This window comes from Chitiniphilus shinanonensis DSM 23277 (assembly GCF_000374805.1).
Classification (GTDB): Bacteria; Pseudomonadota; Gammaproteobacteria; order Burkholderiales; family Chitinibacteraceae; genus Chitiniphilus; species Chitiniphilus shinanonensis.
Genome location: NZ_KB895347.1, coordinates 62621 through 77984, shown reverse-complemented (window position 1 = coordinate 77984; position 15364 = coordinate 62621). Strand labels below are relative to the sequence as shown.

At 64.3% G+C, this 15364-nt stretch carries 18 protein-coding genes and 1 tRNA gene; 7 read left to right on the top strand and 12 right to left on the bottom strand.

The window, feature by feature from the left end; translation table 11 throughout:
- From nuoE to tpiA, 8 genes are all read right to left on the bottom strand, one after another.
- A complete protein-coding gene (nuoE, locus tag C556_RS0113420) occupies positions 1–474 on the bottom strand; it encodes an NADH-quinone oxidoreductase subunit NuoE (protein WP_018748772.1) in 474 nt (157 codons plus the stop codon).
- Positions 474–1730, bottom strand: a complete 1257-nt coding sequence (locus tag C556_RS0113415; RefSeq protein ID WP_018748771.1) for an NADH-quinone oxidoreductase subunit D — start codon at positions 1728–1730, stop codon at positions 474–476. The genes nuoE and C556_RS0113415 overlap by 1 nt, the downstream gene beginning before the upstream one ends.
- Positions 1720–2313 (bottom strand): NADH-quinone oxidoreductase subunit C, encoded by a 594-nt coding sequence (locus C556_RS0113410; RefSeq protein WP_018748770.1) that lies wholly within the window; start codon positions 2311–2313, stop codon positions 1720–1722. The genes C556_RS0113415 and C556_RS0113410 overlap by 11 nt, the downstream gene beginning before the upstream one ends.
- Positions 2314–2324: 11 nt before the next feature.
- Complete coding sequence (locus tag C556_RS0113405; protein WP_026263084.1) at positions 2325–2828, bottom strand: NuoB/complex I 20 kDa subunit family protein; 504 nt, start codon at positions 2826–2828, stop codon at positions 2325–2327.
- Positions 2825–3193, bottom strand: a complete 369-nt coding sequence (locus C556_RS0113400) for an NADH-quinone oxidoreductase subunit A (RefSeq protein ID WP_018748768.1) — start codon at positions 3191–3193, stop codon at positions 2825–2827. Before C556_RS0113400 ends, C556_RS0113405 begins: the two co-directional genes overlap by 4 nt.
- A gap of 105 nt (positions 3194–3298) precedes the next feature.
- A tRNA-Leu gene (locus C556_RS0113395) sits at positions 3299–3383 on the bottom strand.
- A 31-nt stretch (positions 3384–3414) separates the two neighbouring features.
- Positions 3415–3750, bottom strand: coding sequence for a preprotein translocase subunit SecG (secG, locus tag C556_RS0113390; RefSeq protein WP_018748767.1), 336 nt, complete (start codon positions 3748–3750; stop codon positions 3415–3417).
- 64 nt (positions 3751–3814) lie between these two features.
- Positions 3815–4531, bottom strand: a complete 717-nt coding sequence (gene tpiA / locus C556_RS0113385) for a triose-phosphate isomerase (protein WP_018748766.1) — start codon at positions 4529–4531, stop codon at positions 3815–3817.
- Between the two features lie 198 nt (positions 4532–4729).
- Here tpiA and pstS point away from each other — a divergent pair, with 198 nt between their 5' ends.
- From pstS to C556_RS0113350, 6 genes are all read left to right on the top strand, one after another.
- Positions 4730–5770 (top strand): phosphate ABC transporter substrate-binding protein PstS, encoded by a 1041-nt coding sequence (gene pstS, locus C556_RS0113380; protein WP_018748765.1) that lies wholly within the window; start codon positions 4730–4732, stop codon positions 5768–5770.
- Between the two features lie 250 nt (positions 5771–6020).
- The gene (pstC, locus tag C556_RS0113375; protein WP_018748764.1) at positions 6021–6977 is read left to right on the top strand and encodes a phosphate ABC transporter permease subunit PstC; all 957 of its coding nucleotides are present in this window, start codon (positions 6021–6023) and stop codon (positions 6975–6977) included.
- Between the two features lie 282 nt (positions 6978–7259).
- The gene (gene pstA, locus C556_RS20410) at positions 7260–8096 is read left to right on the top strand and encodes a phosphate ABC transporter permease PstA (RefSeq protein ID WP_018748763.1); all 837 of its coding nucleotides are present in this window, start codon (positions 7260–7262) and stop codon (positions 8094–8096) included.
- A 31-nt stretch (positions 8097–8127) separates the two neighbouring features.
- Entirely contained in the window at positions 8128–8898 is a 771-nt protein-coding gene (pstB, locus tag C556_RS0113365) for a phosphate ABC transporter ATP-binding protein PstB (RefSeq protein ID WP_018748762.1), read from the top strand.
- 161 nt (positions 8899–9059) lie between these two features.
- Positions 9060–9296 (top strand): thioredoxin family protein, encoded by a 237-nt coding sequence (locus C556_RS20405; protein ID WP_018748761.1) that lies wholly within the window; start codon positions 9060–9062, stop codon positions 9294–9296.
- A 133-nt stretch (positions 9297–9429) separates the two neighbouring features.
- The gene (locus tag C556_RS0113350; protein WP_018748760.1) at positions 9430–9831 is read left to right on the top strand and encodes a rhodanese-like domain-containing protein; all 402 of its coding nucleotides are present in this window, start codon (positions 9430–9432) and stop codon (positions 9829–9831) included.
- Positions 9832–9892: 61 nt separating this feature from the next.
- Here the strand turns inward: C556_RS0113350 and glmM are convergent, their stop codons facing one another.
- From glmM to C556_RS0113330, 4 genes are all read right to left on the bottom strand, one after another.
- Entirely contained in the window at positions 9893–11257 is a 1365-nt protein-coding gene (glmM, locus tag C556_RS0113345; protein WP_018748759.1) for a phosphoglucosamine mutase, read from the bottom strand.
- Positions 11258–11299: 42 nt separating this feature from the next.
- Positions 11300–12124 carry a dihydropteroate synthase gene (gene folP / locus C556_RS0113340; RefSeq protein WP_018748758.1) on the bottom strand — a complete coding sequence of 275 codons (825 nt, stop codon included), beginning with the start codon at positions 12122–12124 and terminating at the stop codon, positions 11300–11302.
- 59 nt (positions 12125–12183) lie between these two features.
- Positions 12184–14094, bottom strand: a complete 1911-nt coding sequence (ftsH, locus tag C556_RS0113335) for an ATP-dependent zinc metalloprotease FtsH (RefSeq protein WP_018748757.1) — start codon at positions 14092–14094, stop codon at positions 12184–12186.
- A gap of 95 nt (positions 14095–14189) precedes the next feature.
- Positions 14190–14810 carry an RlmE family RNA methyltransferase gene (locus tag C556_RS0113330; protein WP_018748756.1) on the bottom strand — a complete coding sequence of 207 codons (621 nt, stop codon included), beginning with the start codon at positions 14808–14810 and terminating at the stop codon, positions 14190–14192.
- A 135-nt stretch (positions 14811–14945) separates the two neighbouring features.
- Between C556_RS0113330 and C556_RS0113325 the strand changes: the two genes are divergently transcribed.
- Positions 14946–15269 (top strand): YhbY family RNA-binding protein, encoded by a 324-nt coding sequence (locus C556_RS0113325; protein ID WP_018748755.1) that lies wholly within the window; start codon positions 14946–14948, stop codon positions 15267–15269.
- The last annotated feature ends 95 nt before the right edge of the window (positions 15270–15364 follow it).

Sequence of the window (15364 nt, the reverse complement as noted above, 5' to 3'; positions counted from 1 at the left end):
TTATTCGAGCTCCGCCAGTTTCTTGTCGATCGCTTCCGGCGTCATGTGATTGCACATGCTGTGGTTGTTCACCAGCATCACCGGGGCATAGCCGCACGCGCCCATGCACTCCCCTTCCATCAGGGTGAAGCGGCCGTCGGCGGTGGTCTCGCCGTAGCCGATCCCCAGCTTCTGCTGCAGGTACTTGCCGGCGTCCGCGCCGCCCGACAACGCACAGGGCAGATTGGTACAGACGGTGAGCTTGTGACGGCCGACCGGCTTGCGGTCGAACATGTTGTAGAAGGTGGCGACCTCGTAGGCGGCCACCGGCGGGATGCCGATGTAGTTGGCGACGAACTCGATCAGTTCGTTGCTCAGCCAGCGATGCTCGACCTGCGCGATGCGCAGGGCGCTCATGGTGGCGCTGCGACGCTGGTCGGCCGGGTACTTGGTCAGTTCCCGGTCGATTTGCGCGAGGGATTCCGGGGTAAGCATTAGCGGTCGATCTCCCCAAATACGATGTCCTGCGTGCCGATGATCGCCACCACGTCGGCCAGCATGTGGCCGCGCGCCATCTCGTCGAGGGCGGCCAGATGCGCGAAACCGGGGGCGCGGATCTTCAGGCGGTAAGGCTTGTTGGCGCCGTCGGCCACCATGTAGATGCCGAATTCGCCCTTGGGATGCTCGATGGCGGCGTAGGTCTCGCCGGCGGGTACGTGCATCCCTTCGGTAAACAGCTTGAAGTGGTGGATCAGCTCTTCCATGTTGGACTTCATGTCCAGACGCGAAGGCGGCGCCACCTTGTGGTCGTCGACAATGACCGGGCCGGGGTTCTTGCGCAGCCAGTCCACGCACTGCTTGATGATGCGGTTGGACTGGCGCATCTCTTCCACGCGCACCAGGTAGCGGTCGTAGCAGTCGCCGTTCTTGCCGACCGGGATATCGAAGTCCAGGCGGTCGTACACTTCGTACGGCTGCTTCTTGCGCAGATCCCATTCCACGCCAGAGCCGCGCAGCATGGCGCCGGTCAGGCCCAGGGCCTTGGCGCGCTCCGGCGTCAGCACGCCGATGCCGACGGTACGCTGCTTCCAGATGCGGTTGTCGGTGAGCAGGGTTTCGTATTCGTCGACGTAGGTCGGGAAACGGTTGGTGAAATCTTCGATGAAGTCGAGCAGCGAGCCTTCGCGGTTGCTGTTCAGCTTCTTGATCGCGGCGGCGTTGCGCACCTTGGACGCCTGGTACTGCGGCATGGTGTCCGGCAGGTCGCGGTAGACCCCGCCCGGGCGGTAGTAGGCGGCGTGCATGCGCGCGCCGGATACCGCCTCGTAGCAATCCATCAGGTCTTCGCGTTCGCGGAAGGCGTACAGGAAGATGGTCATCGCGCCGCAGTCGAGGCCGTGCGAACCGATCCACAGCAGGTGGTTCAGGATGCGGGTGATCTCGTCGAACATCACGCGGATGTACTGCGCGCGGATCGGCACCTGGATGCCGGCCAGCTTCTCGATCGCCATCACGTAGGCGTGCTCGTTGGCCATCATCGACACGTAGTCGAGGCGGTCCATGTACGGCAGCGACTGGATGAAGGTCTTGGTCTCGGCCAGCTTTTCGGTGGCACGGTGCAGCAGACCGATGTGTGGGTCGGCGCGCTCGACCACTTCGCCGTCGAGTTCGAGCACCAGGCGCAGCACACCGTGCGCGGCCGGGTGCTGCGGACCGAAGTTCAGCGTGTAGTTACGGATTTCAGCGGCCACCGTAGTTCTCCTCGCGAATGATGCGCGGTGTGACTTCGCGCGGTTCGATGGTCACGGGTTGGTAGATCACCCGACCCTGCTCGGGGTCGTAGCGCATCTCGACATAGCCGGAAACCGGAAAGTCCTTGCGGAACGGGTGGCCGACGAAACCGTAGTCGGTGAGGATGCGGCGCAGGTCCGGGTGGCCTTCGAACACGATGCCGAACAGGTCGAACGCCTCGCGCTCGTACCAGTTCAGGCCCGGCCAGACGTCGACCATCGAGGCGATCACCGGGAAATCGTCGTCCGGACAGTAGACGCGCACCCGCAGGCGCACGTTGTGGGCGTAGGACAGCAACTGGTAGACGGCGGCGAAGCGCGGGCCTTCCCACAGGCCGTCCTGGTAGGCGCTGTAGTCGACGCCACAGACATCGACACAGGCTTCGAAACCAAGCTGGTCGCGCAGGATCAGCGAAGCCGCGGGCCACTCGGCCGCGGGGATCTCGACGGTGACTTCGTCCAGCGCCACCTTGAGCGAGCCGATGGCCGCCTCGGGCAGCGTGGCGCGCAATTGATCGACGAGGGTATTGAGCGTGATTGCCATGAACGACTACCTCACGCGCGCGCCGCGGCAAGCGTCTTGCCACGAGCGATGGTGTTGGTGCGCTTGATCTTGTTCTGCAACTGGATCAGGCCGTAGAGCAGCGCCTCGGCGGTCGGCGGGCAGCCCGGGACATAAACGTCCACCGGGACGATGCGATCGCAGCCGCGCACCACCGAATACGAGTAGTGGTAATAGCCACCACCGTTGGCACAGGAGCCCATCGACAACACCCAGCGCGGCTCGGGCATCTGGTCGTAGACCTTGCGCAGCGCCGGCGCCATCTTGTTGCACAGCGTGCCGGCAACGATCATCAGGTCGGACTGACGCGGGCTGGGACGGAACACGATGCCGAATCGGTCGAGGTCATAGCGCGCGGCGCCCGCGTGCATCATCTCGACCGCGCAACAGGCCAGACCAAAGGTCATGGGCCACAGCGAACCGGTACGGGTCCAATTGACCACGGTATCGACCGTGGTGGTGATAAATCCTTTTTCGAGGCTTTGAGCTTCCATCATTCCCACTCCAGCGCGCCCTTCATCCACTCGTACACAAACCCGACCACGAGAACCGCGAGGAAAATCATCATGGACACGAACCCGAACATGCCGATGTCGTCGAGCACCACGGCCCAAGGCACCAGGAAGGCCACTTCGAGATCAAAAAGGATGAAGAGGATGGCGACGAGGTAATAGCGCACGTCGAACTGCATGCGCGCATCTTCGAAGGCTTCGAAGCCACACTCGTAAGGGGAGAGTTTTGCCGCGTCGGGCCGGTTGGTACCGAGCACTTTGCCCACCCCCCAGCCAAGCAACATCGGCAGCACGCCGACCAGGATACCCACCACCAGGAACAGTAGGATGGGGAAGTAGTTCTGCAGCATTCGGATCCCCGACAGTTTCTATGACAACGACAGGAAAACTACTGAAAGTTATTGTTATGTTTATTGGTCGCAAAAACGCCGGGCAAACCCGGCGTTTTTTGAATATGGTGCCGACAGTGAGACTCGAACTCACACGGCCGCAGCCACTACCCCCTCAAGATAGCGTGTCTACCAATTTCACCATGTCGGCTTTGTTTGCAATCTGAACAGCGAGGATGAGCTTATTCGGGAATCTTGCTCTGGGCGGGCGCCGACGCCGGTTGCTGAACCGCGGCATCCTGCTTGACATCGCCCATGACACCGAGGGAGGCGGATTGCCGCGGCGACGTGATGAGCACCAGGGCGAGGCAGGTTGCGAAGAACAGCGTGGCACAGACAGCCGTGGAGCGACTCAGGAAGTTGGCCGAACCCGACGAACCGAAAAGGCTACCGGCAGAACCGCTACCGAAGGCAGCGCCCATGTCCGCACCCTTGCCGTGCTGCATCAGGACCAACACGATGACCGCCAGGGCGGACACCACATTGAGGACCAAAACGAGGCTATGAATCAGTTCCATCTTCTCTCTTCAGACAGGCGCGCATTCTAGCGCCGTAAAGGGGTTATTGCAATGCCACAGAGCCTTAGCCGGCCTCATGACATATCTCAAGAAACTCGGTTGCAGATAGTGCCGCGCCCCCGACCAGCACGCCGTCGACACCGTCCACGGACAGCACCTGGGCCGCATTGCCACCCTTGACGCTACCGCCATACAGCACCCGTGTACGCACATCGAGTGTCTGCTTGATGAAGGCATGCATCTCGGCGATCTGCTCGGGCGTGGCCACGATCCCGGTCCCCACCGCCCACGACGGCTCGTAAGCCACCGCGTACAGGCTGGTCGGCACGCCGGCCAGCACCTGCAATTCCTCTGCGATGATGTCGCGCGCGATGCCTTGATCGCGCTGCTGCAACGTCTCGCCGACGCAGTACACCGGCAGCAAGCCGGCATCGAGCGTCGCCCGCACCTTGCGCGCTGCGGTCTCGCTGGTCTCGCCGAAAAAACGGCGCCGCTCGGAGTGGCCGACGATCACCATCTCGCAGCCCACGTCGGCCAGCATGCCGGCCGAGACTTCGCCGGTATACGCGCCGATATGGTATTCGCAGACATCCTGCGCGCCCAGCTGGATCGCCGATTCGGCCTCGCTCAGCATCGACTTGGCGAGCGCCAGGTAGGGATAGGCCACGCATAGCGCGACATTGGCTCCCAGCCCGGCCCGCAACAGCTCCGGCACCACCGAGCGGATCTGCCCGATGCTGCCATGCATCTTCCAGTTGCCGATGACGGTTTGCTTGGGCATCCGTGCAGGCATCCTGTTCGCAAAAGCTGTGGATTCTAGGCTCACGCTATTCCTCCGTCAAACCGCGGCCCGCCGCCCGGCGGCCGGAAGATTTCAGCCCGGTTGCAAAACCGGGCACTTGTAATATTTCGGAAACACACCGCCGATAGCATGCGCAGCGTGTCAACCGACCGCCTTTCATACTTGGAGAACCCGACCATGACGTTCGCGCGCAATCTGCTCGTGATCATCGGCACGACCGCCGGCCTGACCGTCGCCCATGCTAACGCCGCCGACATCACCGGCGCCGGTGCGACTTTCCCCTACCCGCTGTATGCGAAGTGGGCTGAACAATACAAGGGCAAGACCGGCAACGGCCTCAACTATCAGTCGATCGGCTCCGGTGGCGGTATCAAGCAGATCCAGGCCAAGACCGTCGATTTCGGCGCTTCCGACAAGCCGCTGACCGCCGAGGAACTGAATAAGGGTGGCCTGACCCAGTTCCCGACCGTGATGGGCGGCGTGGTGCCGGTCATCAATGTCCAGGGCATCAAGCCGGGCAGCCTGAAGCTGACCCCGACGCTGCTGGCCGACATCTTCCTGGGCAAGATCAAGAAGTGGAACGATCCGGCGCTGGCCAAGGCCAACCCGGGCGTGACCCTGCCCGACCAGGCCATCACCGTGGTCCACCGCGCCGACGGCTCGGGCACCACCTGGATCTTCACCAACTACCTGTCGAAGGTTTCCGCCGACTGGAAGAGCAAGGTCGGCAACGAAGCCTCCGTGCAATGGCCCACCGGCGTGGGCGGCAAGGGCAACGAAGGCGTGGCGCAGTACGTGCAGCGCATCAAGGGCGGCATCGGCTATGTCGAATACGCCTACGCCAAGCAGAACAAGATGACCCACACCCAGTTGCAGAACAAGGCCGGCTCCTTCGTGAACCCGGACGACGCCTCGTTCAAGGCCGCCGCCGCGTCCGCCGACTGGGCCGCCACCCCCGGCTTCGCCGTGGTGCTGACCGATCAGGCCGGCAAGGATGCCTGGCCCATCACCGGCGCCACCTTCATCCTGATGCACAAGAAGCAGGACAAGCCGACCCAGGCCACCGAAGCGCTGAAGTTCTTCGACTGGGCCTACAAGGAAGGCGACAAGGTCGCGCTGGACATGGACTACGTGCCGATGCCCGCCAACGTGAAGGACACCATCCGCGCGTCGTGGAAGCAGATCACCGATTCCGGCAACAGCCCGGTCTGGAAGTAAGGCAATCGACCGCGGCCGACCGATACCCCGGTTGGCAGCGGTTTGCGACAGGAGCCCACGCGGCTCCTGTTGCGCTAGGAACCGCCATGATCGGCACGTGCCCGACCACGCGAACGCGACAGCGCCGCACTGGCCGGAAGCGCCGGATCGGGCCGGCTCCATGGGCTCTCAGCACGCCCGCCACGGTGTATGCTGCCGCGCACACGCTTGCGGGCCGCCCGGCCCCCAGAGATGAATCCGGAGACGATGAATGACATCGCAAGAACAGCGCCTCAGCGCGCAGAAAACCCAAGATCAGATCTTCCGCGGTTCCACCCGCTTTTTCGCTTTCCTGGTGCTGGTCCTGCTGGCCGGCATCATTGCCTCGCTGATCTGGGGCGCCATGCCGGCACTCAAGGCATTCGGCTTCCACTTCCTGCTCAACGGGGAATGGAACCCGGTGACCGAGCAGTTCGGCGGCCTGAACTCCATCGTCGGCACCCTGCTCTCCTCGTTCATCGCGTTGCTGATCGGCGTGCCGGTCAGCTTCGGCATCGCCATCTTCCTGACCGAACTGTCGCCGGTATGGCTGCGCCGCCCGCTGGGCATGGCGATCGAGCTGCTGGCCGGCGTGCCGTCGATCATCTATGGCATGTGGGGCCTGTTCATCTTCGCTCCCTGGTTCGCCGACAACATCCAGCCCAAGCTCTCCGGCTGGACCGAGGGCATCCCGCTGCTGGGCCCGCTGTTCCAGGGCCCGCCGATGGGCATCGGCATGTTCACCGCCGGCCTGATCCTGTCGATCATGGTGATTCCCTTCATCGCCTCGGTGATGCGCGACGTGTTCGAGGTGGTACCGGCCATGCTCAAGGAATCGGCCTACGGCCTGGGCTGCACCACCTGGGAGGTGGTGTGGAACGTGGTGCTGCCGTACACCAAGAACGGCGTGATCGGCGGCGTGATGCTGGGTCTGGGCCGCGCGCTGGGCGAAACGATGGCGGTCACCTTCGTCATCGGCAATGCGCAGCGTTCGATCGAGTCGCTGTTCGACCCGGCCACCTCGATCGCCGCCACGCTGGCCAACGAATTCACCGAAGCCACCGGCGAGCTGCACACCGGCGCGCTGATCGAGCTGGGCCTGCTGCTATTCGTCATCACCTTCATCGTGCTCTCGCTCTCCAAGCTGTTGCTGCTCAGGTTGCAGCGCAACGAAGGCGCCAATTCCTGAACGGAGCTCAGAGCCTGTTCAAGATCTTTTCACGGCAGCGCCAGGCCGGAAAAAGGTCAGGCGCAAGGCGTGCGACGCAGGTAATAACCGGTTATTTCCAAGGAGTACAACGCAGTGGATGACCTTTTTCCGGCCCGGCCCGAGGGGTTCGGGGCATTGCCGGCACGCGACGGCGTTGCACGCCGCTCACGGTATCCATACCGCCGCGCGTCCTGCGCCTTGCTGCACACCGGCACTGCCCCGAACGCTGTCGCGAAAAGATCTTGAACAGGCTCTCAGACCATGAACCTTTATTTCCGTCGTCGCTTAGTCAACTACATCAGCCTGGCCCTGTCGCTGCTGGCGATGGCCTTCGGCCTGTTCTGGCTGCTGTGGATTCTCTACACCCTGCTGAAGAACGGCCTGGGCGGCCTCACCCCCGCGCTGCTGTACCTGGAAACGCCCGCGCCGGGCAGCCATGGCGGCTTGTCCAACGCCATCGTCGGCAGCCTGGCGATGGCCGGGATGGGCACGCTGATCGGCACGCCGATCGGCATCCTGGCCGGCACCTACCTGGCCGAATTCGGCCATCGCGGCTGGCTGGCGCCCACCACCCGCTTCATCAACGACATCCTGCTGTCCGCGCCATCGATCGTGATCGGCCTGTTCATCTACGAGGTGTACGTGCGCCAGGTGGGACACTTCTCCGGCTGGGCCGGCGCGTTCGCGCTGTCGCTGCTGGTGATCCCGGTGGTGGTGCGCACCACCGAGAACATGCTGCGCCTGGTGCCCAACGCGATGCGCGAAGCGGCCTACGCGCTGGGCGCGCCGCAATGGAAGATGGTGCTGCTGGTGTCGCTGCGCGCGGCCAAGGCCGGCGTCGTCACCGGCGTGCTGCTGGCGGTGGCGCGCATTTCCGGCGAAACCGCACCACTGCTGTTCACCTCGCTGAACAACCAGTTCTTCTCCAACATGAACCAGCCGATGGCCAACCTGCCGGTGGTGATCTTCCAATACGCGATGAGCCCGTACGAAGACTGGCACGCGCTGGCCTGGGCCGGCTCGCTGCTGATCGGCGTCTTCGTCCTCGGCATCAACATCCTGGCGCGCACCCTGGTGCGCAACCCGTCGCAGAACTGATCGGCCCCGAACCCGCTACCGAGACCCAGCAATGACCGCAGAAAACAAGCAGCCGAAGATCGCCGTTCGCAACCTGAACTTCTACTACGGCAATTTCCACGCGCTCAAGCAGATCAACCTGGACATCGACGAGGGCAAGGTCACCGCCTTCATCGGCCCGTCCGGTTGCGGCAAGTCCACCCTGCTGCGCACCTTCAACCGCATGTACGACCTCTATCCCAAGCTGCGCGCCGAGGGCGAGATCAACATGAACGGCCGCAACATCCTCGATTCCGGCGTGGACCTGAACATGCTGCGCGCCAAGGTGGGCATGGTGTTCCAGAAGCCGACGCCGTTCCCGATGTCGATCTACGACAACATCGCCTTCGGCGTGAAGCTCTACGAAAACCTCAACAAGTCCGACATGGACGACCGGGTGGAATGGGCGTTGCAGAAGGCAGCGCTGTGGGGCGAGGTGAAGGACAAGCTCAAGCAGTCGGGCCTGGGCCTGTCCGGCGGCCAGCAACAACGCCTGTGCATCGCGCGCGCGGTGTCGGTCAAGCCGGAAGTGCTGCTGCTGGACGAGCCGACCTCGGCGCTGGACCCGATCTCCACCGCGCACATCGAGGAACTGGTGCACGAGCTGAAGCAGGACTACACCATCGCCATCGTCACCCACAACATGCAGCAGGCGGCGCGCGTGTCCGACTACACCGCCTACATGTACCTGGGCGAGCTGATCGAGGTCGGCCCCACCGACAGCATCTTCACCACGCCGAAGAAGAAGGCCACCGAAGACTACATCACCGGCAAGTTCGGCTGAGCCGAGCCGCCGCATCCGGACAGGGCATCGCCACGGCGGTGCCCTGTCCGTTTGCAAAACCCGAACCTGGTGTCCCGACCCCGTTCGGTCGTCGGCGGAAGGTGCGGCATCTCCCGGCCGGGCGTATGGTGAACAATGCGATACGCACCGAGGAGGGCAGCATGAAAGTCACGCTCTACGGACCCAACACCAAGGTCTGCCATCGCGCCGAAGTCGTCCTGCGGCAAACCTTGAGCGCCATGGGTGCCCAGGTCGAGCTGGAAATGGTGCACGACGCCGCGCACATCCGCGCCGCCCACGTGACGGCGCCGCCGGAAATCGAAGTGGACGGGTACATCGTCAGCTGCGGGCGGGTGCCGACCAGCGCCGAAGTGGTCGGCTGGCTGAATCGACACTGATACACACGGCCCTGCGGGGCCGTTTCCCTATCGGCCATCCAACTGTCCTGGCCCTTCGCACGAAATCTGTGTCTGCCTGCCGCCGCCACCCCGGCTTTACATTGAGCGCTCGACAACCACTCGCAAGCGCACCATGAACGCCCAACTCCAGCACTACGCCGACAAGCTCGCCTACGAAATCGACGCCTGGGATCTGTCCGAGGCGCTCCGCGCCGGCGAGCGCATCGTGGTCATCGATGCCCGCTCGCCCAGCGCCTACGCGCAGGAGCACATCCCCGGCGCCGTCAACCTGCCCCACCGCACCATGGATACGGCCACCACCGGCGCGCTGGACCGCGAGGCGCTCTATGTCAGCTATTGCGATGGCATCGGCTGCAACGCCTCGACCAAGGGCGCCTACAGGCTGGCGCAACTCGGCTTCAAGGTGAAGGAACTGATCGGCGGCCTCGACTGGTGGAAGCGCGACGGCTACGCCACCGCCGGCGACGCAGCAAGTTGCGGGCTGGACAACGCCGACTGCGGCTGCGCCGGCTGAGCCACCAACGACAACGCCACCGCATGCGGTGGCGTTTCGTTTTGCCCGGGCAAGCGGTGGACTATTCGGTATCCGCCTCGCTGGTCACCACGCTGGCGATGCGCTGCGCCCAATCGTCGGCCACGCCGCGATCGACGTGCTCGACCATCACCCGGATCACCGGTTCGGTGCCCGAAGCACGCAACAACACCCGCCCGGACGAACCCATCGCGGTTTCAGCCTGCTGTACCGACTCCTTGATCGCCGCCGACGCCATCGCGTCGAAGCCCTTGGCGATGCGCACGTTCTTCAGCACCTGGGTGGACAGTACCAGCGACTGGGTCAACGCCGACAGCGTCTTGCCCTGCTCGATGATCGCCTCCAGCACCTGCAACGCAGAGACGATGCCGTCACCGGTGGTATGGCGATCCAGGCTGAGGATGTGGCCCGAACCCTCGCCACCCAGCATCCAGCCACGCGCTTGCAAGCGCTCCAGCACATAGCGGTCGCCCACCTTGGCGCGTTCGAAGGCGATGCCCTGGGCCTTCAGGCCGTTCTCGACGCCCAGATTGGTCATCAAGGTGCCGACCACGCCACCGCCGACCAGCGTGCCGCGCGCCTGGCGATACTGCGCCAGCACATAGATCAACAGATCGCCGTCGATCACCGTGCCGTCGCCATCGACCATGATCAGCCGGTCGCCGTCGCCATCCAGCGCGATGCCATAGTCGGCGCCCTGCGCCAGTACGGTCTTGCGCAGCAGCTCGACATGGGTGGCGCCGCATTCCTCGTTGATGTTGAAGCCATTCGGCTGATTGCCGATGGTGATGATGTCCGCGCCCAGCTCGTGGAACACCTGCGGCGCCACGTGGTAGGTCGCGCCGTGGGCGCAGTCGATGACCAGCTTCAGGCCGCGCAGGTCCAGCTCGTTGGGAAAGGTGGATTTGCAGAACTCGGTGTAGCGGCCGTCGGCATCGTTGACGCGCCACGACTTGCCCAGCTGCTTGGACGACACGCACGGTTGCGGATCGTCGATGGCGTCCTCGATGGCCAGCTCCACTTCGTCCTGCAACTTCTTGCCGCCGGCGCCGAAGAACTTGATGCCATTGTCGTAGTAGGGATTGTGCGAAGCGGAGATCACCACCCCGGCGGAGAGGCGCAAAGCCCGCGTCAGGTGGGCCACGCCCGGCGTGGGCAACGGGCCGGTGAGGTGCACATCGACGCCGGCGGCGTTCAGGCCGGCTTGCAGCGCGGCCTCCAGCATGTAGCCGGAGACGCGGGTGTCCTTGCCGATCAGCACCGCGGCGTGCTCACCGCGCTGGCGCTTTTCCGAGGCGGCCAGCACGCGCCCGGCGGCGTAGCCCAGCTTCATGGCAAAGTCAGGGGTGATCGGGTGTTCGCCGACCAGGCCACGGACACCATCAGTGCCGAAATACTTGCGAGTCATGAATCCCGCCACTCCTATGCAAAGTAAATGAAAGGTTGGCGACTATTTTAAGGTGGCCCACACCTTGAATGCATCCACTGTTTCCCGAACATCGTGCACCCGCACGATGTGGGCCCCCGCCTGGGCCGCCACCAGGGCGGCGCCAAGGCTGGCGGCCAGGCGTTCGTCGACCTGACGGCCGGTGATCTGGCCCAGCATGGTCTTGCGCGAGACGCCGACCAGCATCGCGCAGCCGAGTTGCGCGATGATGTCGGGCAGCGCGCGGAACAGCGCGGCATTGTGTTCCAGCAGCTTGCCGAAGCCGAAGCCGGGATCGAGCACGATGCGTTCGCGCGCGATGCCGCATGCCAGCGCCGCGTCGCGCCGCGCCGCCAGGTAGGCGCTCACCTCGGCGACCACGTCGTCGTAGTGCGGCTCGCTCTGCATGGTCTGCGGCTCGCCCTGCTTGTGCATCAGGCATACCGCCGCCGGCGAGGCGGCCACCAGCGGCAGCGCGCCCTCCCCTTCCAGCGCCGATACGTCGTTGATCAGATCGATGCCGACCTCCAGCGCGGCACGCATCACCGCGGGGCGGCGGGTATCCACCGACAACGGCACGTTCAGCGATTGCAGCGCGGCCAGCACCGGCACCACGCGCCGGGTTTCCTCGTCCTCGGTCACCAGCGCCGCGCCCGGCCGGGTGGATTCGCCGCCGATGTCGAGCAGGTCCGCGCCGTCGGCCACCAGCCGCTCGGCGTGGGCCACGGCGCGCGCCACCGAATCGTAGCGCCCGCCATCGGAAAACGAATCGGGGGTGACGTTGATGATGCCCATGACCAGCGGCCGGGACAGCGGCAGCGCAAAGCGGCCGCATTGCAGGGTTTGCATGGATTGGTCTCGAAAAAGCAAAGGCGGCCCGAGGGCCGCCTTGGGGGTCAGGCCACCGATCAGCCTTCGGTGGCCGGCGTGGTGGTGGCGCTCGGCGCGTCGCCGCTGGGCTGGTCGGAAGGCGCCTGCGGACGCGGCGGCGGCGGATACTTCGGCGGGCGCGGATCGCGGCCCTCCATGATGTCGCGCACCTGGTCGCGGTCGATGGTTTCCCATTCCATCAACGCGGCGGTCATCTTCTCGACCTTCTCGCGATGGCCTTCCAGCAGCTTCACCGTCAGCGCGTACTGCTCGTCGATGATGCGGCGGATTTCCGCGTCGACCTGCTGCATGGTCGCCTCGGACACGTTCTTGTGCGTGGTAACCGAGCGGCCGAGGAACACCTCGCCGTCGTTCTCGCCGTAGACCATCGGACCCATCTTGTCGCTCATGCCGTAGCGCGTGACCATGTCGCGCGCCATGCGGGTGGCGCGCTCGAAGTCGTTCGACGCGCCGGTGGAGATGCGGTGCACGAACAGGTCTTCCGCCACGCGACCACCGAACAGGATGGTGATCTCGTTGAGCATCTGGTCCTTGTACAGCGAGAACTTGTCGCGCTCCGGCAGTTGCCAGGTCAGGCCCAGCGCGCGGCCACGCGGCATGATCGTCACCTTGTGGACCGGGTCGGTGCCTTCCAGCAGCTCGGCGACCACGGCGTGGCCCGACTCGTGGTACGCGGTGGCGCGGCGCTCGTCCTCGGTCATCACCATGGTGCGGCGTTCCGGCCCCATGTAGATCTTGTCCTTGGCCGACTCGAAGTCGTCCATGTCCACCAGGCGCTTGTTGCGGCGCGCGGCAAACAGCGCGGCCTCGTTCACCAGGTTGGCGAGGTCGGCGCCGGACATGCCCGGGGTGCCGCGCGCCAGGATGGTGGCGTCCACGTCGTTGGAGATCGGCACCTTGCGCATGTGCACGCCCAGAATCTGCTCGCGGCCGCGGATGTCGGGCAGCGGCACCACCACCTGGCGGTCGAAGCGGCCCGGACGCAGCAGCGCCGGGTCGAGCACGTCGGGACGGTTGGTGGCGGCGATGACGATGATGCCCGAGTTGCCCTCGAAGCCGTCCATCTCCACCAGCATCTGGTTCAGCGTCTGCTCGCGCTCGTCGTTGCCGCCGCCCAGGCCGGCGCCACGCTGGCGGCCGACCGCGTCGATTTCGTCGATGAAGATGATGCAGGGCGCGTTCTTCTTGGCGTTCTCGAACATGTCGCGCACGCGGGCCGCGCCCACGCCGACGAACATCTCGACGAAGTCCGAGCCGGAGATCGAGAAGAACGGCACCTTGGCTTCGCCGGCGATGGCCTTGGCCAGCAGCGTCTTGCCGGTGCCGGGCGAGCCGACCATCAGGATGCCGCGCGGCATGCGGCCACCCAGGCTCTGGTACTTGGAAGGATCGCGCAGGTAATCGACGATCTCGGTGACTTCCTCCTTGGCCTCGTCGCAGCCGGCGACGTCGGCGAAGGTCACCGCGTTGTTGCTCTCGTCCAGCATCTTGGCGCGGCTCTTGCCGAAGCTGAACGCGCCGCCACGGCCACCGCCCTGCATCTGGCGCATAAAGAAGATCCACACGCCGATCAACAGGATCATCGGGAACCAGCTGATGAAGATATTCATCAGCATGCTGGGTTCTTCCTCGGCCTTGGAGGCGAACTTCACGTTGTGCTTGATCAGCGTATCGACCATGCGGAAGTCGAACGGCGCCAGCGTGGAGAACTTCTGCCCGTCGGTGCGCTGCCCGCGGATGATGTAGCCGCGCAGCAGATTGCCCTCGATGGTGACGTCGGTGACCTGGTTGGTCTCCACGTCCTTCATGAACTGCGAGTACGGCACCTGCCCAGCGGTATCCTGCTGCTTGGTGAACTGCTGGAACACGGTCATCAGCACCAGACCGATGATCAGCCAGATGGCGATGTTCTTGCCGAGATTGTTCACGGCTTACTCCTTGCGCGAGCGCGAAATCACGATGTGCATTCTAGGGCGAATCGACCTTTGGACGCGAATGCGAAAGATGATCGACAGCAATCCCCTCAGCCCTTTTTCTGCTTTCCCAACAAGTACATCTCGGCACTGCGGTCGCGCGATGCCTTGGGTTTGCGGGTGACGACCTGGGCAAAGGTGTCCCGCATGGCGGCCATGAATTCGGTGTAGCCGTAACCCTGGAATACCTTGACCAGGAAATCGCCGCCGGGTTTCAAGTGTTCCTGCGCGAACGCGAGGGCGAGTTCGCACAGGTAGATGCTGCGGGCCTGATCGGTCACGGCATTGCCAGTGATATTGGGGGCCATGTCGCAAATCACAAGGTCCACCTCGCGCTCGCCGAGCAGTGCGGCATAGCGCGCCAGTACTTCGTCCTCGCGGAAGTCGCCCTGGATGAATTCCACCCCGGGGATGAACGGCATTTCCAGCAGGTCCATCGCGAACACGCGGCCCTTGTCGCCCACTAGCCTGGCCGCCACCTGCGACCAGCTGCCGGGCGCCGCGCCGAGGTCAGCGACCCACATGCCGGGACGGATCAGCCGGTCCTTCTCGTTGATCTCCAGCAGCTTGTAGGCGGCGCGCGCGCGGTAGCCGTCCTTCTGCGCCATGTGCACGTAGTGATCGTTCACGTGCTCCTGCAACCAGGCGTTGCTCGATTTGCTGCGGGCCATCGGCCTATCCTTTCTTCACGACATCATGCCGGCCCAATCGGGGGCAGACAGACAATTCAAAACACTACGGAAAACGCGCCGCCCGGGCCGGTAAATTCAAGTAAAATCCGGGTTTTAGAAAAACCAAGCACCCTTATGAAAATCGAACTGTCCCCGGTCGAGCGCCAATACCTGCGCGGCCTGGCCCACAGCCTGAACCCCGTGGTCATGATCGGCAACAACGGCCTGACCGAAGCGGTGGTCCGCGAAATCGCTATCAACCTGGACGCGCACGAACTGATCAAGATCCGCGTGCTGGGCGATGACCGCGCACAGCGCGAGCAGTTCCTGCAACAGATCTGCGACGAGTTGAGCGCCGCCCCGGTGCAACACCTGGGCAAGCTGCTGATCGTCTATCGCCCGTCCAGCCTGGACAAGCCGCGCATCGCGCTGCCCAAGGCCAAGAAGAAGAACGGCTGATCCCGGTTGCGGATCCGCGCGACAAGGACGGCCGAGGCCGTCCTTTTTTCTTGTACCCGCCCAGGGCGCCCCGCCAATACGAGGTTGCATCTTCC